This window comes from Rubrivivax rivuli, from assembly GCF_004016505.1.
Lineage (GTDB): Bacteria > Pseudomonadota > Gammaproteobacteria > Burkholderiales > Burkholderiaceae_C > Rubrivivax > Rubrivivax rivuli.
On sequence record NZ_SACR01000002.1, the window covers coordinates 21,312 to 40,797 of the forward strand.

The window sequence follows — 19,486 nt, forward strand, 5'->3', positions numbered from 1 at the left end:
CGCAGGTGCATACGGCCTGACCCCTCGCTCAGCCCCCGAGCCAATACGGCAGGCCGTCTCGCCCATGCGGCGCGCTGGTTTCTGCTGCACCACAGGGGCAAGCCGTCCCGCCTCTGCGGTCGGGGTCGCTCGAACGTTGGGCCTTGCATCCCCGCGCTCGCGGGATGTTCGATGATCACTTGTGACCGCACAGTCCAAGAGCCCTCCCTTACCCTCTTGGACCGCATGCCATGAAATTCACAGTCGCTGGCCTTTTGGCTCTGGGCTCTATTGCCACGGCCTCCCATGCAGCAGTAATCACCTTTGAAGAGACTGGCATAGCACCTGCGGCCATGCTCAACTCACCGGGAGCTGCCGTCCCAGTAGCGTCCCGATTGACGGATCAGTACCTCGGGCTTGGCGCTCTCTTTACCTCGCAAGGCGGGTTTGCTGCAGTCGTAAATCACAGTCCTAATCCGTCCGCAACCCCATCGCCGCCCGCGGTAATCGGGGGAACCCTGGCCGACGGCACGTTGAGCTATACAGCCCCAATCACCATTACCTTCGTAAAGCCAGGCGACTCCTCCACGCTCGGAACAACGACCATGGTCAGGATCTTGGGTGACTGGTTCCCACTGAATTCAGGTACCATCACCATGAGCGCCTTCGGCATTGACGGGACATTGTTGGGCTCTGATACTGAGTTTGACAATGGCTCTATCGGACAAGGCGCGGCTCTTCAGCTTGACTTTGCACAGGGAATTCACAGAGTCGTGATCAGCGGGACCTCAGGGACAGTTGGCTTCGACAACCTTGAGTTTGGACCCGTTTCTCCCGTCAGCGCATCGATTCCAGAGCCGACCGTCGTGAGCCTTCTTCTCATCAGCTTGTTCATGGCGAGCGCGATCAGTCGCAGGCCGATCAACAGCTGACTTCTGCAGTGCTTTGCATGCAATCTCGATACGAACGCAATGGCGTCTGCGAGATTGCTGCGAGGCCTGACATCTCGCTCAGCCCCCCACCCACAAGGGCTGGCGTCGCAAGCACTGCGCCCGCCGTTGTCAGCATCACCAGTCTCCGGGCCTACGCCACCCGCGTCCGCATCCGGCGTTGGCTCGAACGATAGACCGCACAAACGAAGCTCACTGCATGCCCCGACAACTCATCCTGATCGTCGGCAGCTCAGGCGTCGGGAAGTCGACTCTCGCTCAGGCATTGCAAGAAGAGTTGCTGCCGAAACAGTGGATTCGCTTCTCTCCCGATGCGATTCAGGGATGCCTGCCTGCATCAGTGGTGAAGCGGGTGAACGCACTGAACGATCACACCGCGGTCGATTGGCATTCAATCAATGCTGCAGCCTACGCCTGCGCCGCGGTACTGCTCCAGCAAGGCCACAGCGTCATCTTCGACACCGTCATCATGACCCCGGCCGGGGCAAAGCAGCTTCTGACTGCCCTGGGTTCCTTCAACCCGTTGATTGTTGAGCTGCATGCTTCTTGGCACTCCATCACGGAAAGGACACTGGCACGCGGCGACCGAACACTTGAGGAAGCTGATCACGGGTTCCGAAAGTGTCGCGGTCACATCACCGCACACTTGGTGTACGACACGACGGACATCCAGCCGGAGCAACTGGCATCTCAGATTGCAGGTCACATTCGCTCAACCCCAAATGCAGCCTAAGCCCTCGCTCAGGCCAAGACCTGCTATGGCAGACGTCGTCAGCCCGGTGCCCGCCGTTCGTCGCATCATGGGCCACCGGGCTAACACCGCCGAGCTCCGCGCTTGGGGTGGGCCCTAACGTTAGGCCGCCAAGCATCCCATCGAATGCGCCTCCGCACTGCTTTCGTAGCACTCCTGCTTCACTCGCACGGGCTCATCGCTGACGCTGCCGAGCCGGCCCACGTTGCGATCGGCCCGCTGATGGTCAAGTATCCAACTGCAGGCCAGTGGTCAGTTTTCCGCAAGACGGAAAGCGGGGTCATTTTTGTTCGGCAGACCTCAGACCACGCCTACTTTCCAGACACGGCCATCGTCAATGTCTGTCCGACATCAGTGCCGAACGACTCACAAGCATGGCAGATGGAGGTCGAGAAGAACATCGAACAGCACTTTCGTGGCTCGAACGCCATCATCGTCAGCAAGTCAGTTGAGCGACTGACGAACCTCATGCATGCCTGCGCGCGCGTGCGAGCAGTGATCGATGTTTCATCTGCGGCTGCCAACATGGCCCACAGCGGGCCCATCCTGAGGCAGATCGTCCTTCATTTGTGCCGCCTGCCTGATCAGCCGGTGGGCTATCTCGTGGCATTTTCGTATGTGGCAGAAAGCATACGGGCCACAATGGAAAGTGACGGCGCCTCTTTTTTCGCCGGTGTTCTGCCAAAGATCATTGAAGATCGGCCATCCCGGTGAGGCCTGATCGCTCGGTCAGACTGGGCGCCACCGGCAGCCCACCTCGAACGTCAAATCGCCCCTCCAATGTCCAGAGTCACTCTCCCGTTGCTTCTCAGTGGCCTCGTGCTTCCTGCGCTGGCTTCGCCCGACACATCGCTTCCAGCGTCCCTCGTTCAGCTTGGCGCCGAGGGCAGCCGCGCTGGTTACCTGATCGAGTCACAACGAGAAGAAGCGTTTTCCGTGCTCGAGGTGAGAACCGCGCCTCGGAAGGACTCAGATTTCTCCGAGTTGGTTCTCAAAGGGATGTGCGCAGCGCTCGAGGCCAGAAGTGCTGTCTGGGTTGCAGCCAGGCGCGTCCCAGGAAGCTTCCCGTCCTTCCGGGTGACATTTCCGGCTTCGGCCAAGGAAGCCGACCGTTCGGCCAAACGGTCCCTCGTCCGTTCAGTTTCCGAATGCAGGGCTGTCCAAGGGCGCACGCTCTGAGGCCGGCACCCTCGCTCAAGCTCCACCCCCGCACGACACGGGTTGTGAGCCTGTCGTGTGCCCGCTGTAGCATCTTCACGCTTAGGGCTGACAACACGGGCTTCCATGGCCAGGGTCAGCTCGATCGTCGGATATCTCGCAACCAGGATCTCTGCTCTTGGGCACGTCCCGCACATCGCTCTTCTGCTTGGCCATCGGCGCAGCGGGTTTGGCAACCGGAGTGGCCTCCGGTCAGCCGGCTGAGCCCGTCTTGAGCTTTCGACTGGGCAACTCTGGCTTTGTTTGCGAAGAACCCTTCTACCCGGCAGCGGCCATGCGCGCGGGTGCCCAGGGAAAGACAACAGTCCGCTACACGGTCACCGAGCCAGGGCTCATCACGGATGTCGTCGTGCAGGTCAGCGCCGGTGACAGCCGTGAACACAAGCTGCTCGATCGCTCGGCCGTCCGCTTGGTGCAGTCTTGCAAGTACAAGGCTTCGGGGCCACCGACCCTGGGCACATTCACCTTCGAACAGCGCTGGTTCATCTCGTAGTGCGCTGCACCTGCGCTCAGCCGCCTGACGCCTCGCTCGTTCCCCGACCCGCAACGGCGGGCCGGCTCACTTGCATGGTCTGGTGGGCCTCGAACATCAGAACGCCAGTCCCCAACCGCCGTTGCCAATCAAGGAAACCATGAACGCCACCAAACTGATCGGACTGCTGCTCCTCATCACGGGCACGCTGGGCCTGGCCTATGGCAGTTTCAGTTACACCAAGGACACCACCGCCTTGAAGCTGGGGCCACTGGAACTGTCGGTCAAGGAGAAGGAAACCGTGAACGTGCCCGTCTGGGCCGGTGTCGGTGCCATCGTGGTCGGCGGTCTTTTGCTGCTGATCGGCGGCAAGCGGGGCTGAACTCACGAAGACCACGGCGGCACCCACGGGGTCGGCCACCTGCGCCAGCCTGTGGCGGCTACAGTGTGGCCCCGCCCTACTGCTTCCGGCTTGGCATGCATGCACACAGTCCGATGATCCGCACGCGCCTCTTTGCGGTGCTGGGTGTCGTGTTGGCTTTGGGCCTGACCGCTTGTGCCACCGAACGTGCCGGCACGGACGATCCGATCGAGCAGCACCAGATCGTCACAGAGTTGGATGCGGGCCGCCTCCGCCTCACCTGCGACCTGGCTTGCGCGGGCACCTGGCGGGCCGCACGCAAGGCCTTGCGCGGCTTGCACCAGCACGGGGTCTGGCAGGAACTCGTCGTGGAGGTGGTGCGCATCGGCTACGCCTCCGACCTCGGCTACTTCTACCTCGGACGCGCCGCCGAAGCACGCGGCAGGCCGCAAGCGGCCGCCGTCTACTACCGGCTTTCCCTGGCCACGCCAGGCAAGTGCGATGGCCTGGTTTTCGACAGTTGCGACGGCATCCGCTTCCCGGCTGATGCACAGGCTGCGCTCGCTCGCGTCGGCGGCAAGTGACACTGCCGCGGCGCGCCGGCTTCTCTTTCCCGCGGCCCACACTGGTTGGTTCGCCCCTTTCGAGACATCCCACCGTGGTCAAGTTCTTCGTTCCCGCCGCCGACAGCATCGAACATGCCGAGTCACTGTATGACGCCGTCGCCCGCTTCAACGGCATGGTGCCGACCGAGCAGCGCATCCACAGCCTGCGCTTCCTGCATGGCGACACCCCGGTGCATGCCGAAGTGGGCGCGCCGCTGCCGGCCGTCTTCGGTACGGAGCACCAGCCGGTCATGGCCATCCTGGCGTGTGGCGAGACCTACCGGCTTTGCCTGCCCACGCGCGGCGGCCTCTGGGGCCAGGCCATCGTCGTGCCGGCAGCCCAGGTGCAAGCGGTGCGCGCCTTCGACTGAAGCCCGCCGGCGTCTGCTGACGCCAAAGCGGCTGCCGGTCAGGCGGGCACCGCGCCCGAGACTTCGGGCAGCAGGCGCCCGGCTTCGATGACGAGTTGGCGGTCGCAGCGCGCGGCGATGCCGCGGTCGTGCGTCACCAGCACCAGCGTCGTGCCGGCTTCGCGGTTCAGCTCGAACATCAGCGCCATCACGCGCTCGCCGGTGGCGAAATCCAGGCTGCCGGTGGGTTCGTCGGCCAGCAGCAGCGCCGGCCGCACCACGAAGGCCCGCGCCAGCGCCACACGCTGCTGCTCACCGCCCGAGAGCAGCTTCGGGTAGTGCGCCAGGCGCTCACCCAGGCCCACACGGCGCAGCATCTCGGTGGCGGCGCTGCGCGCGTCGCTGCGGCCCATCAGTTCCAGCGGCAGCATCACGTTCTCCAGCGCTGTCAGGTTGCCGAGCAACTGGAAGCTCTGGAAGACGAAGCCCATCTGCTGCGCACGCAAGGCGGCGCGCGCGTCTTCGTCGAGCTGGAACAGATCACGGCCCGCCAGCATCACCGTGCCCGCGGTGGGCACGTCCAAGCCGGCCAGGATGGACAGCAGCGTGCTCTTGCCCGAGCCCGATGCACCCACGATGGCCACGCTCTCGCGCGGGCGCAGTTGGAACTTGATGTCATGGAGAATGGTCAAGGCCCCGGTGGCATCGGCCACCTGCTTGCTGACACTGCGCACGTCTATGAGAGGTTCTGACATCGAAGCTTCTGCCCAGGCGCGACGCGCCTTCTTCGTGCACTGTAGCGCGCTCGGCCTGCTGGCCCTGTCTGCGGGCGGCGCAGCCGCAAGCGGCGTGGGGACGAGGCCCCCGCCCAAGGTGCTGGTGGTGGGCGATAGCCTCTCTGCCGAGTACGGCCTGCCGCGTGGCAGCGGCTGGGTGGCCCTGCTGGAAGCGCGCCTGGCCCGCGAGCGCATCGCCGCCACGGTGGTGAACGCCAGCATCAGCGGCGACACCACCTCCGGTGGGCGCGCGCGTTTGCCGGCGCTGCTGGCCCAGCACAAACCCAGCGTGGTGGTGCTGGAACTCGGTGGCAACGACGCCTTGCGCGGCCTGCCGCTGGCCCAGACCCAGGCCAACCTGACGGCCATGGCGCAGGCCGCCAAGGCCGCCGGCGCGCGCGTGCTCATCACCGGGATGGCCGTGCCGCCGAACTACGGGCGCCAGTACGGCGAGGCCTTCACCGCGCTTTTCGCGACCGTCGCCAAGGCCGAAGGTGCGGCGCTCGTGCCTTTCCTGCTGGCCGGCGTGGCCGACGGGCCCGATGCCGAGGCGATGTTCCAACCGGACCGCATCCACCCGAAGGCAGAGGCACACCCACGCATGCTGGCCAACGTGTGGCCGGTGCTGAGGCCGCTGCTGCGCTGAAGCCCAGGCGCGCGCTGCAGCGCGTCAGGCTCAGCGCAAGTCTTGACGGTCCTTGTCGCGCTGCCGGTCGGGCGTGTTCGCGCGCTCAGAGGGTGCCGGGCCGGCAGGGCGCTCCACACGTTCCGGGCGTTGCGGCCCCATGTTCTGCGGGGGCGGGGCGGGCGGCGGCGGTGCCGGGCGGGCCACCGGGGCCGGCGGTGCCACCGGCGCGCGTGGCTGGCTCGGACCCACGGCAGCCGCAGGCGGTTCGACGCGGCGCAGGTCTCGCACCTCGTCGCGGCGCGGCTCGCGGCGGTTGTCCGGCCTGTCATCACGGCGTTCGTCGCGGCGGTCATCGCGTCGATCGTCGACGCGATCTTCACGACGGCTGTCATAGCGGCCATCAAATCGGCCATCCACTCGACCATCACCCCGGCCGTCGTCCCGCACCCGACGATCGCCGTCGGCTGGACGCTGCGGCCGCACCTCGGCAGCCGCCGGTGCTGGCAGCGGCATGGCACCCCCGGGCACCACCTGCACCGGAGCCACGGCACCCGGCCGGTCGGGTGATTCCGGGCGAACCGGCCGATCCGGCCGCCCCGGCCACTCTGTGCCCACCGGGCCGTCACCACGGGTTGCGGGGGCGGCCACGCGCGGCATGCGGGGGCCCACGAAAGCCGGGCCATCGGGCGGCGGCTGCACCATCAGCGGCGCACGGGCGCCGTCGCGCTGCGGCCCCATCACAGCGCCGGCGACAGGTTGGCGCCGCACCAGCACGTCGCCCGGCACCACCGTCACCGCGTTGGGCACGCCCTGGTTGCCGTAGCTGATGGGCCCGGTGGGCACCTGCCCCGGCGCATGCCGCCAACGGTAGGGCGGCGCCGGGTTCACACGTTCCACGTAGCGCGGCGTGTGGCGGTAATGCGGCATGTAGACCTCGCGCGGGGCCAGCGGCAGCCAGCCCACGGACGGGCTGCCGATGCGCACCGAAACGCCCCAGCCGCTGCCGCCGCCTCCCACCCAGGCCACCAAGGCCGGCGCATACACCGGGCGTGCCACATAGGCCCCAGGCACCCATCCCCAGCGGCCGCGCCAGTTCACCCAGCGGCCGTAGTGGAAGGGCGCAAAACCCCAGGGCGCTTCGTCGATCCAGGTCCAGCCCCAGGGCCGCACCCAGGCCCAGCGTCCGTGGCGGTAGGGCGCCCAGTCGGCCCGCACCACCAGGGGCAGCCACAGCGCGCCGTACTCGGGGTGCTGCTCCCAGCGGCCGTGGCGATCCAGGTCTTCCACGCCCGTCATCTCGGGCGAGACGTAGCGCGTGGAGGCGCTGCGCTCGTCGCGGGCGTCTTCGCCCTGCGCCCAGCGCGTGAAACCGTCGTCGCGTGGCGAAACCCAGGCGCTGCGCAGTTCACCCGCCTCGCCGCGGCGGCCCGCGCGGTAGAGCTCGGCCCACCGCTCGGGGCCGACGACAAGGCCATCACTGCCCCGTTCGCCGCGCACGTGCCACTCGCCACGCCAGGCGCCGGCAGTGGTGGTGTCGTCGGTGCGTGTCAGCAGGTAATGGCCGGCGCGCAACGGGCGCAAGCGCGCCTCGGCGGTGACGAGTTCCAGTTCGTCGGCGATCTCGCGCGAGCGCACCCGCACCGCCACGCTGCCGCTGTGCAGTTGGAAGACGAGGCGCTCGTCGTCCAGGCGCAGTACCTCGAACTCGGTGTTCGCGGCCAGGCGCAGCACGGTCGAGCCGACGCGCAGTTCGGCACGGCCGCTCTGCGCCGTGCTCACGCGGTCGCCCTGCGTCAGGGGGCGGTTGCGCTCGGCCTCGGCCCATTCGCCGGTGTCGCTGTCCCACCAGGAGACGCTGCCGTTGAAATCGGCCAGCCGGCCCACGCGACCGGGCGGGTCTTCGTCGGCCAGCGCCAGCGGTGCCACCAGTGCCAGCAGCAAGGCCAGGCCCAGCATCCACAGCCTGGCCGGCCAAGATGCTGCAGCCCCGGCTGCAGCAAGGCGCAACGGCCGCGGCGGTTGAAACGCGAAAGGCGAAGGGGTGGCGGTGAAGCTCATGGCCCTACAACGGTGCCCCACCCGCCCACGCCGACCCCGGCGGATGTAAAGGCTTGTAGCGAGCCGGCCCGTCAGTCGTCGGCCGTGGGGTCGAGTTCGGGGAAGAGCACGCTGGTGTAGCCGAACTGGGTGAGGTCGGTCATGCGCGTGGGGTAGAGGCGGCCGATGAGGTGGTCGCACTCGTGCTGCACCACGCGGGCGTGGAAACCGTCGGCTTCGCGCTCGATGGGCTGGCCTTCGGGGTCGAAGCCGCGGTAGCGGATGCGCGCGTGGCGCGGCACCACGCCGCGCAGGCCGGGCACCGAGAGGCAGCCTTCCCAGCCGTTCACCAGCTGTTCGTCCAGCGGCGTGATCTCGGGGTTGATCAGCACCGTGGGCGGCACAGGGGGCGCCTCGGGGTAGCGCACGTTGTGGGTGTAGCCGAAGATCACCAGCTGCAGATCGACGCCGATCTGCGGCGCCGCCAGGCCCGCGCCGTTGGCCGCGGCCATGGTCTCGAACATGTCGGCAATCAGCGTCTTCAGCGCGGGCGTGCCGAACTCGCGCACGGGCTGGGCCACGCGCAGCAGGCGCGCATCGCCCATCTTCAGGATTTCTCGAACAGTCATCGGGGCCGGCCTCGGTTGCACACAAACGGCGCCGATTGTCGCGGCTGGCCGGGCGCGCTGTCAGCGCCAGGCCCTCAGCGCAGGGCCGCCAGCACCTGCTGCACGCGCTGCGCCACGCTGCCCTGCGCCAACAGACAGGGCACACCCTGGGCCTGCAACTGCGCCAGCGTCCACGCGTGCTGCGCCTGGCGGAAGCTGTCGTCGCGGCGGCAACCGTCCTGCACAAAGGCGAAATCGGGCGCGCACACGACCGTCAGGTCATAGCGGCGGCGGGCCATGGCCTGCAGTTCCTCAGGTGCCGTTCCGTGGTCGTGCAGGCAGTACTGCAGCGTCGTCAGCGGCGTGGTGTCGCAGACGATCCAGCCGCCGCGCCCGGCCGCGGCTGCGTCTTCCAGCTCGATCTGGTGGCGGCCCACGTGCAGCAGTTCTTCCACGCTCAGCGTCTGGCGCAGGCGCTCCCAGAGCTCGCGGCCGTACTCGGGCACCCACGCCGTGTGCAGCTGTTCGGCCAGGGCCTGGGCCAGGGTGGTCTTGCCGCTGCTCTCGCCGCCCAGCAGCGCCAGACGTCGGGCGGGGCCCGCGGGTTCAGTCGTCTGCACGCAAGAGCTCCTGCAGCCCGGCTTCGTCGAGCACGGGCACGCCCAGCTCGCGCGCCTTGTCGAGTTTGCTGCCGGCTTCCTCACCGGCCACCACGAAGTTCGTCTTCTTCGACACCGAGCCCGAGACCTTGCCGCCGGCGGCTTCGATCAAGGCCTTGGCCTCGTCGCGGCTCAGCGTGGGCAGCGTGCCGGTGAGCACCAGCGTCTTGCCGGCCAGCGGCTGCGGGCCCAGCGCGGCCTCCTGTTCGGGCCAGTGGATGCCAGCGGCGCGCAGCTGCTCCACCACCTCCACGTTGTGCGGCTGGTCGAAGAAGGTGCGGATGCTCTGCGCGACGATGGGACCCACATCCTTCACCTGCAGCAGTTCTTCGACGCTCGCGGCCATCAACCGGTCGATGCCGCCGAAGTGGCGCGCCAGGTCCTTCGCGGTGGTCTCGCCCACCTGGCGGATGCCCAGGGCGTAGAGAAAGCGCGCGAAGGTGGTCGTCTTGCTCTTCTCGAGCCCAGCCACCAGGTTCGCCGCGCTCTTCTCGCCAAAACGCTCCAGCGCCGCGAGCTTGGCCACGCCCAGCTTGTAGAGCTCGGGCAAGGTGCGGATGAGGCCGCCATCCACCAGCTGGTCGACCAGCTTGTCGCCCAGGCCCTCGATGTCCATCGCGCGGCGCCCCGCGAAGTGCAGCAGCGCCTGCTTGCGCTGCGCGGCACAGAACAGGCCGCCGGTGCAACGGTGGTCCATGCCGCCCTTCTCGCGCAGCACGCGACTGCCGCACACGGGGCAGGCGGTGGGCTGGCGGAAGTTGGGCACGTAGGCGGCGCGTTCACCCGGCACACGGCCCACCACCTCGGGAATGACGTCGCCCGCGCGGCGCACGATCACCGTGTCGCCCACACGCACGCCCTTGCGGCGCAGCTCGAAGACGTTGTGCAGCGTCGCGTTGCTCACCGTGGTGCCGCCCACGAACACCGGCTCCAGCTTGGCCACGGGCGTGAGCTTGCCGGTGCGGCCGACCTGGATCTCGATGGCGTTCAGGCGCGTCAGCTGCTCCTGCGCCGGGTACTTGTGCGCCACGGCCCAGCGCGGCTCGCGCGTGACGAAGCCCAGGCGCTGCTGCAACTCCACGCTGTCGACCTTGTAGACCACGCCGTCGATGTCGAAGGGCAGCGCGTCGCGTTTCGCCCCCATCGCGGCATGGAAAGCCACCAGGCCCTCGGCGCCCAGCGCCACGGCGCGGTCGGCACACACGGGCAGGCCGAAAGCGGCCAGCGCATCCAGCGTGGCGCTGTGCGTGGGCGGCTGCGCCCAGCCCTGCACCTCGCCCAGGCCGTAGGCGTAGAAGCTCAGCGGCCTTTGCGCGGTGATGGCCGGGTCCAGCTGGCGCACGGCGCCGGCCGCGGTGTTGCGCGGGTTGATGTAGGTCTTCTCGCCCTTCTCGCGCTGTCGTTCGTTCAGGCGCTCGAAGTCATCGCGGCGCATGTAGACCTCGCCACGCACCTCCAGCACGGGTGGCAGGCTTTCAGCCTCGCCCCTCAAGCGCAGCGGGATCTGCCCGATGGTGCGGATGTTCTGCGTCACGTCCTCGCCCGTCTCGCCATCGCCGCGCGTGGCGGCCTGCACCAGCACGCCGTGCTCGTAGCGCAGGTTCAGCGCCAGGCCGTCGAACTTCAGCTCGGCGTTGTAGGCCACGGGCGGCGCTTCGGGCGACAGCGCGAGTTCGCGGCGCACACGCTCGTCGAAAGCCGTGGCACCTGCGGCGGTGGTGTCGGTCTCGGTGCGGATGCTCAGCATCGGCACCGCGTGCCGCACGGGCGTGAAGCCATCGAGCACCCGGCCGATGACCCGCTGCGTCGGCGAATCGGCCGTCAGCAGCTCGGGGTGCGCAGCCTCGATGGCCTGCAGCTCCTGGAACAGGCGGTCGTACTCGGCGTCAGGCAGCGCAGGCGCATCCAGCACGTAGTACAGGTGGGCGTGGTGGTGCAGCTGCGCGCGCAGCTCGGCGGCGCGCGGCGCCAGGTCGGTCTCGGCACTCATGGGGGGTCAGCTGAAAAGGCGGCGCGCCGCGGGTGAGCCGGCGGCCAGGTCCAGCGCTTCCAGGCGGGCGTAGAGCTCGTTCACCTCGCGGCCGATGCCGGCGAAGTCGTGCAGGGTCAGCGGCTGCCCCTGGTCGTCCACCACGGTGGCGTCGAGGTCGTCGCTCAGTTGCTTGCCCAGCAGGTGCCAGGCCGGGAAGGGCTCGGCGCTGGCGGCCGTCTGCGGCACGTCGAGCACCAGCGCACACTCGCGCACCGCGGCGGCCTGCGGGCTCTCGCCCAGCGCGGCCAAGGCGGCTTGCGCGTCCACGGCCAGCACCAGCACCGGCGGCGCGCCCTCTTCGTCGGACGGCAGCACCATGCGGCCGGGCACCGCCCCAGGCACCAGGCCCGCGCGCTGCGCCACCTGCTGCACGAAAGCCACACTCCAGGCCACGCTGTTGGTGCGCAGCGTGACGGTGAGCTGCGCATCCAGCGGGCTGGTCAGGCCATCGAGTTCGCGCGCGCGGGCCACCACCTCCAGCATGTCGGGCGGGTCCATGCGCGCGCCCATGGCGTCGGCGAAGGCCTGCAGCTTCTGGATGAACTCGCTGTACTCGATCTCGCCCAGGGCGCCCGTGCGGCTGGCCAGTTGCACTCCGGCCTGCAGCTCGCCATAGCGCCGGCCGGCCTGCAGGGGTTCCCAGGTGCCGGTTTCGGTGTCCAGGCCTTCGATGTAGAAGGGCTTGCTGCCGGCGCGGCGGCTGGGCGGCAGGTGCTGCAGCGCCATGTCGCCGCTGACCGGGGCTTCCAGCACCATGGGCACGATGGCGTCGATCAGCGCGTCCAGGCGCGGCACGCGGCGGGCCGGCGTGCGCAGGGGCGCGGGCTCGGTGTCGGGGTCGGTGTCGGTGTCGGCAAGCCCAGCCGTCACGGGGTCGGCGCCCAGGGGCGGCTCGACCCGGTCACCGGGCAGCACGCTGGTGGGCCCGCCGCGGGGCTGGCCGTGCTGGGCCGCGCGGCGCGTGGTCCACCAGCCGTGCAGGCCCAAGCCGGCCAGCACGGCCGCGCCCGCCAGGGCCAGCGCTGTGCCGAGGCCCAGCTCCATTCAGGCTTCCGCCATCGACAGCGCCGCTTCCATGTCCACCGCCACGATGCGGCTGACACCCTGCTCCTGCATCGTCACGCCGATGAGCTGCTCGGCCATTTCCATCGCGATCTTGTTGTGGCTGATGAAGAGGAACTGCGTGCCCTTCAGGCTCATCTCGTGCACGAGGTTGCGGTAGCGCTCGGTGTTGGCGTCGTCCAGCGGCGCGTCCACCTCGTCCAGCAGGCAGAAGGGCGCGGGGTTGAGCATGAAGATGGCGAACACCAGCGCGATGGCCGTGAGCGCCTTCTCGCCGCCCGAGAGCAGGTGGATGGTGCTGTTCTTCTTGCCCGGCGGCTGGGCCATCACCTGCACGCCGGCATCGAGGATCTCGGTGCCCGTCATCACCAGCTTGGCATTGCCGCCGCCGAAGAGCGTGGGGAACATGCGCCCGAAGTGCTCATTCACCTGGTTGAAGGTGCTGGCCAGCAGGTCGCGCGTTTCCAGGTCGATCTTGGTGATGGCGTCTTCCAGTGTCTTGATCGCATCGAGCAGGTCGGCGTTCTGCGCATCCAGGAAGGTCTTGCGCTCGCGGCTGGCGGTCAGCTCGTCCAGCGCCGCCAGGTTCACCGCACCCAGGGCGTTGATCTCCTTCTGGATGCGGTCGATCTCGGTCTGCAGGCCCCAGAGCTTGATGCCGTCGCGCTCGATGCCCTGCGCCAGCGCCTCCAAGTCGACCTCGGCCGCGGTCAGCTGTTCCAGGAACTGCGCGCCGCCCAGCTGCGCCGCCTGCAGCTCCAGCTGCAGCTTGGTGATCTGCTCGCGCAGCGGCTCCAGGCTGCGTTCGAAGCCCAGCTTCTGCTCGTCGGCGCGGCGCAGCTGCGCGCTCAGGTCGTCGTACTCGCTGCGCGCCAGGCCGAGGGCCTTCTCGCGCTCGCTCTTCAGTTCCAGAGCAGCCTGCAGGCCGCTCTGCGCGGCGGCGTCGTCGAAGCTGCCCAGCTCCAGCTGCAGCTGTTCGCCGGCCTGCAGGTTGGCCGCCACCTGCGCCGCGGCGGTTTCGATGCTGCGCTGCAGCTCGTCGCGCCGCGCGGCCAGCGCACGCGCCTGGAAGCGGGCCTCCTGCGCCTGGCGCTCCAGCGCGCGCTGCTGCTCGCGCGCATCGGCCAGCTTGCGCTCGGCGGCGATGACGGCGTCTTCGAGTTCGGCGTGTTTCTGCTGCGCGTCGCCCAGGCCGATGTCCAGCTCTTCGAAGCGCGCTTCGCCCGTGGCCTTGCGCTCTTCCAGCGCTTCCATCTGCGCGTCGATCTCGGCCAGCTCTTCGCTGAGCTGCTCGCGCCGGCTGGTGGCGGCCTCGGCCTGCTGCGTCAGGCGCAGCAGTTCCACGTGCAGGCCGTGGGCGCGGTTCTGCGCCTCGGCGGCCTCGCGGCGGGCGGTCTGCAGGTGCTGGCTGGCCTCGGTGTAGGCGGCTTCCAGGCGCACGCTGGCGCTCCTGGCGTCGTCGGCGATCAGCGCCTGCGCCTTCTGCTGGCGGCCCAGGTTCTCGATCTCCTGCGCGCGGGCCAGCATGCCGGCCTGTTCGCTGTCGGGCGCATAGAAGGCCACGGCGTGCGCGCTGACGGCATGGCCTTCGCGCGTCATGATCACTTCGCCCGGTGTGAGCTGGCTGCGTTGCGCCAGCGCTTCGTCGATGCTGGTGGCGGTGTAGACACCTTCCAGCCAATCCGACAGCAGCGCCTTCAGCCCCGCATCGCCCAGCTGGAGACGCTGCGCCAGCTGCGGCAGCGTCTGGTGCGTGTGCGGTGCGGCGCCGGCGGGCGTGGCGTAGAAGGCCAGCTTGGCCGGCGGCGCATCGGTGGCGAAGGCGCGCACGGTGTCGAGCCGACCCACGGCCAGCGCGTTCAGGCGCTCGCGCAGCGCGGCTTCCAGCGCCGTTTCCCAGCCGGCTTCGATGTGCACCTGCGTCCACAGGCCCTGCAGGCCGGAGAGGCCATGCTTTTCCAGCCAGGGCTTGAGCTTGCCCTCGGTCTGCACCTTCTCCTGCAGCGCGCGCAGCGCATCGAGGCGTGCGCCGATGTCGGACAGGCGTGCCGACTCGCTGCTCACGCGGGCCTGCGCGGCGCGGCGCTGCTCATCGAGCTGCGGCACCTCTTCCTGCAGCTCGTGCAGGCGGGCGTCGAGCACGTCTCGCTGCTCGGCCGCTGCCGCCTCCTGGGCGCGCAGGGTGTCGATCTTGCCCATGTCGGGCGCCTGCAGGCCCTGGCGCTCGGTGGCCAGGCGCTCGCGCCGCGTGCGCAGCCCGCGAGACTGCTCTTCGATGCTGCGGCTCTCCGCCGCCAGCACCTGGATCTGCTGCTGCACCTGCACCACGTTCTGGCGCTGCTGGTTGGCCACGCCCTGCGCCGTGCGCACCGCGTCTTCCAGCGTCGGCAACTCGAAGCCCTGCTCTTCGGCCTGGGCGGCCAGCACGCCGGCCTGCTCGTCAGCGCCTTCGATCTGCGCGGCGATGTCTTCCAGCTCGGCCTTGGCCGTCTCCTGCCGGTCTTCCCACTGCGCGTTCTGCGTCTTCAGGTCGGCCAGACGCTGTTGCGCGCGCTGGCGGCCTTCCACCACGTAGCGAATGCGTTCTTCGAGCCGGCTGACTTCCAGCGCAGCCTCACCCAGGGCGCCCTGCTTGGCGTGCAGCACGTCGTTGGCGGCGTAGTGCGCCTGGCGCACCTGCTCCAACTGCGCTTCCACGGCGCGCAGGTCGGCCATGCGGCTTTCCAGGGCGTTGGTGGCGGCCAGGGCGGCGGCCTGCACGCGGGCTTCTTCGCTGGCGGCGTCGCGGTGCTTCAGGAACCACAGCTGGTGCAGCCTGGTGGTGCCCTGCTCCTGCAGGCTGCGGTATTGCGCGGCCACTTCGGCCTGCTTCTCCAGCTTCTCGAGGTTGCCGCCCAGCTCACGCAGGATGTCTTCCACGCGCGTGAGGTTCTCGCGCGTGTCCTTGAGGCGGTTCTCGGTTTCCCGGCGGCGCTCTTTGTACTTGCTGACGCCGGCGGCTTCTTCCAGGAAGAGGCGCAGCTCTTCGGGCCGGCTTTCGATGATGCGGCTGATGGTGCCCTGGCCGATGATGGCGTAGGCCCGCGGGCCCAGGCCGGTGCCGAGGAAGACGTCCTGCACGTCACGCCGGCGCACCGGCTGGCTGTTGATGAAGTAGCTGCTGGTGCCGTCGCGCGTGAGCACGCGCTTGACGGCGATCTCGGCAAAGGCGTTCCACTGGCCGCCGGCACGCGCCAGCGTGTTGTCGAACACCAGCTCCACGCTGGCGCGGCTGGCCGGCTTGCGGTTGCCGCTGCCGTTGAAGATGACGTCCTGCATGCTCTCGCCACGCAGCTCAGACGCCTTGCTCTCGCCGAGCACCCAGCGCACGGCGTCCATGATGTTGCTCTTGCCGCAGCCGTTGGGGCCCACCACGCCCACGCGCTGCCCGGGCAACTGGAAGGTGGTGGGTTCGGCGAAGGACTTGAAGCCCGCAAGCTTGATCTGGTTCAGGCGCATCGGGGGCCGTCGTGAGCACCGGCGAGTGCGGCAGAGCGCGATCGCAAGTGCTTGATTTCATTGAGAAATTGCGCCAACTACCAAGGCGCAGGGCGGGCGCGATGATAGCATCGCCACCCCTTCCAGCCGCCCCGACGCCATGGCCCGCAAGACACCGCCCTCGCCCCCCGAACGCGCCAAGCCCGCCACACCGCCCAGCGCGCCGGGCAAGGAACTGCAGGCCTTCCCGAACCCGGCCCCCGAGCGCGACTACCTCATCCACTTCGACGTGCCCGAGTTCACTTGCCTCTGCCCGCTGACCGGCCAGCCCGATTTCGCGCACTTCAAGATCGACATCGTGGCCGACCGCTTCTGCGTCGAGACCAAGAGCCTGAAGCAGTATTTCTGGAGCTACCGGAACGAGGGCGCCTTCCATGAGAAGGTGACCAACACCATCGTCAGCGACATCGTGAAGGCCATCGCGCCGCGCTACGTGCGCATCCACGCCGACTGGTTCGTGCGCGGCGGCATCCGCACCCTGGTGACGGTGGAACACCGCCAGAAGGGCTGGAAGCCGGCCCCGAAGGTGGACCTGCCCGGCGCCTGACGCCCATGCCGCGCCTGCACGATGCCCGGCCCCCGGCCCCGGTGCCCTCGGCGGCCGCAGGCGTCACCGTGCCCACCGTGCCCGCCAGGCCGGCGTACCAGAAGTTCGCCGTGGACGTGCACCCCAGCGCCATCGACGGCCAGGGGGCCTTCGCGGCCGAGGCCGTGCGCGCGCGGCTGAAGATCGGCGAGATCCGCGGCGAGAGCATCAGCGTGCAGGAAGCGCGCATCCGCGCCACGCGCAGCGAACGCATCATGATCGTGGAGCTGAGCGCCCGCAAAGCCATCGACTTCAGCAAGAGCGCCGATCCCATGCGCTACACCAACCACAGCTGCCGCCCCAACGCGCGGCTGTGCATCCGCCAGGGGCGGGTGGAGTTCTACGCGCTGCGCGACATCGCGCCCGGTGAAGAGATCACCGTCGACTACGGCGAAACCCACCACGAAGGCCGCCTGGCCTGCCGCTGCGGCGTGGCCGGCTGCCGAGGGGCGCTGTAGGTCTGCTCAGGGCCTGCAGCAGCCTGGTTCCAGGCTCGATGCAGGCCTGATCCCGGCCCGCATCGGCGCGCAGCCCCCTCGGCCGCAAAAGGCCGAACTTGAGCGCTGAACACCCCGAAATCACCAGGGCTTGCGCGGGCTCAAGCTGGCCCGCGAACTCCCGATATCCCAGGGACCCCGGGCCTTTTCGCGGCTCGTGAGCCATGACCTGACCCCTCTACACCGGAGATAGACCCATGAAGAGCCTCTACGCGTTCGCCGCCGCTGCCCTGCTGAGCGCCAGCTTCGCCGCCCACGCCAACGACCCCAAGACCGCCATCGCCGCGCTGGAGGCCCGCCTGGCCAAGATCGGCCCGGCCAAGGTGGAAGGCACCGACAAGGCCGGCGACAAGACCGTCGGCGCGCTGTTCTTCGGCCCGCGCAAGATCAACAACAACTACGACGTCGTCGACGAGATCAAGAAGAGCACCGGCGCCAGCGCCACGGTGTTCGTGAAGGACGGCGACGACTACGTCCGCGTCAGCACCAACGTGCTCACGCCCGAGGGCAAGCGCGGCGTGGGCACCACGCTGGCCCGCGCCAAGGCCTACGAGGCGATGAACAAGGGCGAGAAGTTCTGCGGCGAGGTCGACGTGCTGGGCACCAAGTTCGACGCCTGCTACCACCCCATCAAGGACGCCGGCGGCAAGACCATCGGCCTGACCTACGTCGGCTACAAGAAGTGAGACCCCGCGCGCACGGCGTGCGCGGCAGGCAAAAAGAGCGAGACAACACACGAGGATGAACACCATGGCCCGCTTCTCGACCTGGTTCGGCAGCATGCGCATCGGCACCCGGCTGAGCCTGGCTTTTGCCACGGTGCTGACGCTGACCGCCCTGCTCGGTATCGCGTCGGTGGTGAACCTGGCACGCGTCAATGCAGCGTCCGATGACCTGGCCAGGCACTGGTTGCCGAGCGTCGGCGCGTTGGGCGAGGCACGCGCGGCCATGCTCGAGTACCGCGATCTGGAGATGAAGCACGCGCGGGCGGCCGACGCCAGCTACCGTGCCGAATACGAAGACAAGCTGAAGGAAGTGCACGGCCGCGTCGATGCGAAGCTCGCCGCGCACGCGCAGCTGGCGGCCCTGACCGAGGAAAAGGCCATGGCCACCGCCTTGGGTGCCAAGTGGAAGGAGTATCTGGGCTTCAGCGCCAAGGTGCAGGAACTGGGGCGCAGCGAGAAGGTCGACGACGCGCGGGACATCAGCGATGGTGCGGCCAAGATGGCCGCCGACGAAGCCATCGCCGAGCTGGACAAGCTATCGGCCTTCAGCTTCGAACGGGGCAGCCATGCTGCCGACGGCGCAGCGGCCACTTACAAGCTGAGCCGCACGGTCAACCTGGGCCTGGTGGCCCTGGCCCTGGCCCTGGGCGTGGTGATGGCGGTGCTGATCACGCGCGGGCTGCTCAAGCAACTGGGCGGCGAGCCTGCCGTGGCCTCGGCCGTGGCACGCGCCGTGGCCGAAGGCAACCTCAGCACCAACATCCCGCTGCGCCGCGGAGACACCACCAGCCTCATGGCCGGCCTGAAGCACATGCAGACCAGCCTGGCCACCGTGGTGCAGCAGGTGCGCAGCGGCAGCGAACGCGTGGCCGGCGCCAGCAACGAGATCGCGCAGGGCAATGCCGACCTCTCGGCACGCACCGAGCAGCAGGCCAGCGCGCTGCAGGAGACATCGGCCTCGATGGAGCAACTGGGCAGCACGGTGCAGCAGAACGCCCAGAGTGCCCGCCAGGCCGACGAACTGGCCAACAACGCCAGCGTCGTGGCCAGCCGCGGCGGCGAGGCTGTCACGCGGGTGGTGCAGACCATGCGCGGCATCAACGAGAGCAGCCGCAAGATCGCCGACATCATCGGCACGATCGACGGCATCGCCTTCCAGACCAACATCCTGGCACTGAACGCCGCCGTGGAAGCCGCGCGTGCCGGCGAGCAGGGCCGTGGCTTCGCGGTGGTGGCCAGCGAAGTGCGCAGCCTGGCCCAGCGCAGCTCCGAGGCGGCCAAGGAAATCCGCAGCCTGATCGCGGCCAGCGTGGAACGTGTCGAGCAGGGCACCGCCCAGGTCGACGAAGCCGGCGCCACGATGACCGAGGTGGTGAACTCCATCACCCGCGTGACGGCCATCGTGCGAGAGATCAGCTCGGCCAGCCAGGAGCAGAGCGCCGGCGTGGCGCAGGTGGGCCAGGCGGTCACGCAGATGGACCAGACCACGCAGCGCAATGCAGCCCTCGTGGAGCAGAGTGCGGCGGCCGCCGAGAGCCTGCGCCACGAAGCCCAGCAGCTGGTGGACGTGGTGGCGGCTTTCCGCCTGCAGCACGCCTGAGACGGCCCCGCGGGCGGCCAGCGGCCGCCTTGACCTCGGCGGCGGTGCGAGGG

Annotated in this window: 18 protein-coding genes and 1 pseudogene; 12 read left to right on the top strand and 7 right to left on the bottom strand. The window is 68.8% G+C overall.

What is annotated here, in order from left to right; genetic code table 11:
* Positions 1 to 230 precede the first annotated feature (230 nt).
* The 7 genes from EOE66_RS04715 (at position 231) to EOE66_RS04745 (ending at position 4,707) form a co-directional block, all read left to right on the top strand.
* On the top strand, positions 231 to 911 hold the full coding sequence (locus tag EOE66_RS04715; RefSeq protein WP_128227542.1) for a hypothetical protein: 681 nt from the start codon (positions 231 to 233) through the stop codon (positions 909 to 911).
* 178 nt (positions 912 to 1,089) lie between these two features.
* Positions 1,090 to 1,662, top strand: coding sequence for a phosphotransferase-like protein (locus EOE66_RS04720; RefSeq protein ID WP_259376386.1), 573 nt, complete (start codon positions 1,090 to 1,092; stop codon positions 1,660 to 1,662).
* A 144-nt stretch (positions 1,663 to 1,806) separates the two neighbouring features.
* A complete protein-coding gene (locus tag EOE66_RS04725; RefSeq protein ID WP_128227544.1) occupies positions 1,807 to 2,394 on the top strand; it encodes a hypothetical protein in 588 nt (195 codons plus the stop codon).
* Between the two features lie 715 nt (positions 2,395 to 3,109).
* The gene (locus EOE66_RS04730) at positions 3,110 to 3,391 is read left to right on the top strand and encodes an energy transducer TonB (protein ID WP_128227545.1); all 282 of its coding nucleotides are present in this window, start codon (positions 3,110 to 3,112) and stop codon (positions 3,389 to 3,391) included.
* A gap of 139 nt (positions 3,392 to 3,530) precedes the next feature.
* On the top strand, positions 3,531 to 3,752 hold the full coding sequence (locus EOE66_RS04735) for a hypothetical protein (protein WP_128227546.1): 222 nt from the start codon (positions 3,531 to 3,533) through the stop codon (positions 3,750 to 3,752).
* 113 nt (positions 3,753 to 3,865) lie between these two features.
* Positions 3,866 to 4,315: a hypothetical protein gene (locus EOE66_RS04740; protein ID WP_128227547.1), complete on the top strand. Its 450-nt coding sequence runs from the start codon at positions 3,866 to 3,868 to the stop codon at positions 4,313 to 4,315.
* 74 nt (positions 4,316 to 4,389) lie between these two features.
* Positions 4,390 to 4,707, top strand: a complete 318-nt coding sequence (locus EOE66_RS04745; RefSeq protein ID WP_128227548.1) for a hypothetical protein — start codon at positions 4,390 to 4,392, stop codon at positions 4,705 to 4,707.
* 38 nt (positions 4,708 to 4,745) lie between these two features.
* On the opposite strand, the gene EOE66_RS04750 is transcribed toward EOE66_RS04745, so the two are convergent.
* Positions 4,746 to 5,441: an ABC transporter ATP-binding protein gene (locus EOE66_RS04750; RefSeq protein WP_128227549.1), complete on the bottom strand. Its 696-nt coding sequence runs from the start codon at positions 5,439 to 5,441 to the stop codon at positions 4,746 to 4,748.
* Here EOE66_RS04750 and EOE66_RS04755 point away from each other — a divergent pair.
* Positions 5,425 to 6,108, top strand: coding sequence for an arylesterase (locus tag EOE66_RS04755; protein ID WP_128227550.1), 684 nt, complete (start codon positions 5,425 to 5,427; stop codon positions 6,106 to 6,108). The two genes, EOE66_RS04750 and EOE66_RS04755, sit on opposite strands and share 17 nt — an antisense overlap.
* A 30-nt stretch (positions 6,109 to 6,138) precedes the next feature.
* On the opposite strand, the gene EOE66_RS04760 is transcribed toward EOE66_RS04755, so the two are convergent.
* The 6 genes from EOE66_RS04760 to smc form a co-directional block, all read right to left on the bottom strand.
* Complete coding sequence (locus tag EOE66_RS04760; RefSeq protein ID WP_205702635.1) at positions 6,139 to 8,046, bottom strand: DUF6600 domain-containing protein; 1,908 nt, start codon at positions 8,044 to 8,046, stop codon at positions 6,139 to 6,141.
* A 173-nt stretch (positions 8,047 to 8,219) separates the two neighbouring features.
* Complete coding sequence (gene def / locus EOE66_RS04765; RefSeq protein WP_128227552.1) at positions 8,220 to 8,756, bottom strand: peptide deformylase; 537 nt, start codon at positions 8,754 to 8,756, stop codon at positions 8,220 to 8,222.
* Between the two features lie 74 nt (positions 8,757 to 8,830).
* Positions 8,831 to 9,355, bottom strand: coding sequence for an AAA family ATPase (locus EOE66_RS04770; RefSeq protein WP_164885003.1), 525 nt, complete (start codon positions 9,353 to 9,355; stop codon positions 8,831 to 8,833).
* On the bottom strand, positions 9,342 to 11,384 hold the full coding sequence (gene ligA, locus EOE66_RS04775) for an NAD-dependent DNA ligase LigA (protein ID WP_128227554.1): 2,043 nt from the start codon (positions 11,382 to 11,384) through the stop codon (positions 9,342 to 9,344). The genes EOE66_RS04770 and ligA overlap by 14 nt, the downstream gene beginning before the upstream one ends.
* A gap of 6 nt (positions 11,385 to 11,390) precedes the next feature.
* Positions 11,391 to 12,470 (bottom strand): cell division protein FtsZ, encoded by a 1,080-nt coding sequence (locus tag EOE66_RS04780; RefSeq protein WP_128227555.1) that lies wholly within the window; start codon positions 12,468 to 12,470, stop codon positions 11,391 to 11,393.
* Positions 12,471 to 15,986, bottom strand: coding sequence for a chromosome segregation protein SMC (gene smc, locus EOE66_RS04785; protein WP_128227556.1), 3,516 nt, complete (start codon positions 15,984 to 15,986; stop codon positions 12,471 to 12,473).
* Between the two features lie 139 nt (positions 15,987 to 16,125).
* On the opposite strand from smc, the gene queF reads away from it, so the two are divergent.
* The 4 genes and pseudogenes from queF to EOE66_RS22345 all read left to right on the top strand — a co-directional run.
* Entirely contained in the window at positions 16,126 to 16,572 is a 447-nt protein-coding gene (gene queF, locus EOE66_RS04790; RefSeq protein ID WP_128227557.1) for a preQ(1) synthase, read from the top strand.
* Positions 16,573 to 16,577: 5 nt separating this feature from the next.
* The gene (locus EOE66_RS04795; protein WP_128227558.1) at positions 16,578 to 17,069 is read left to right on the top strand and encodes an SET domain-containing protein; all 492 of its coding nucleotides are present in this window, start codon (positions 16,578 to 16,580) and stop codon (positions 17,067 to 17,069) included.
* Between the two features lie 236 nt (positions 17,070 to 17,305).
* Positions 17,306 to 17,794, top strand: a complete 489-nt coding sequence (locus EOE66_RS04800; RefSeq protein WP_128227559.1) for a Cache 3/Cache 2 fusion domain-containing protein — start codon at positions 17,306 to 17,308, stop codon at positions 17,792 to 17,794.
* Between the two features lie 64 nt (positions 17,795 to 17,858).
* Positions 17,859 to 19,421, top strand: a pseudogene (locus EOE66_RS22345) (methyl-accepting chemotaxis protein); the annotation flags it as partial.
* Between the last annotated feature and the right edge of the window lie 65 nt (positions 19,422 to 19,486).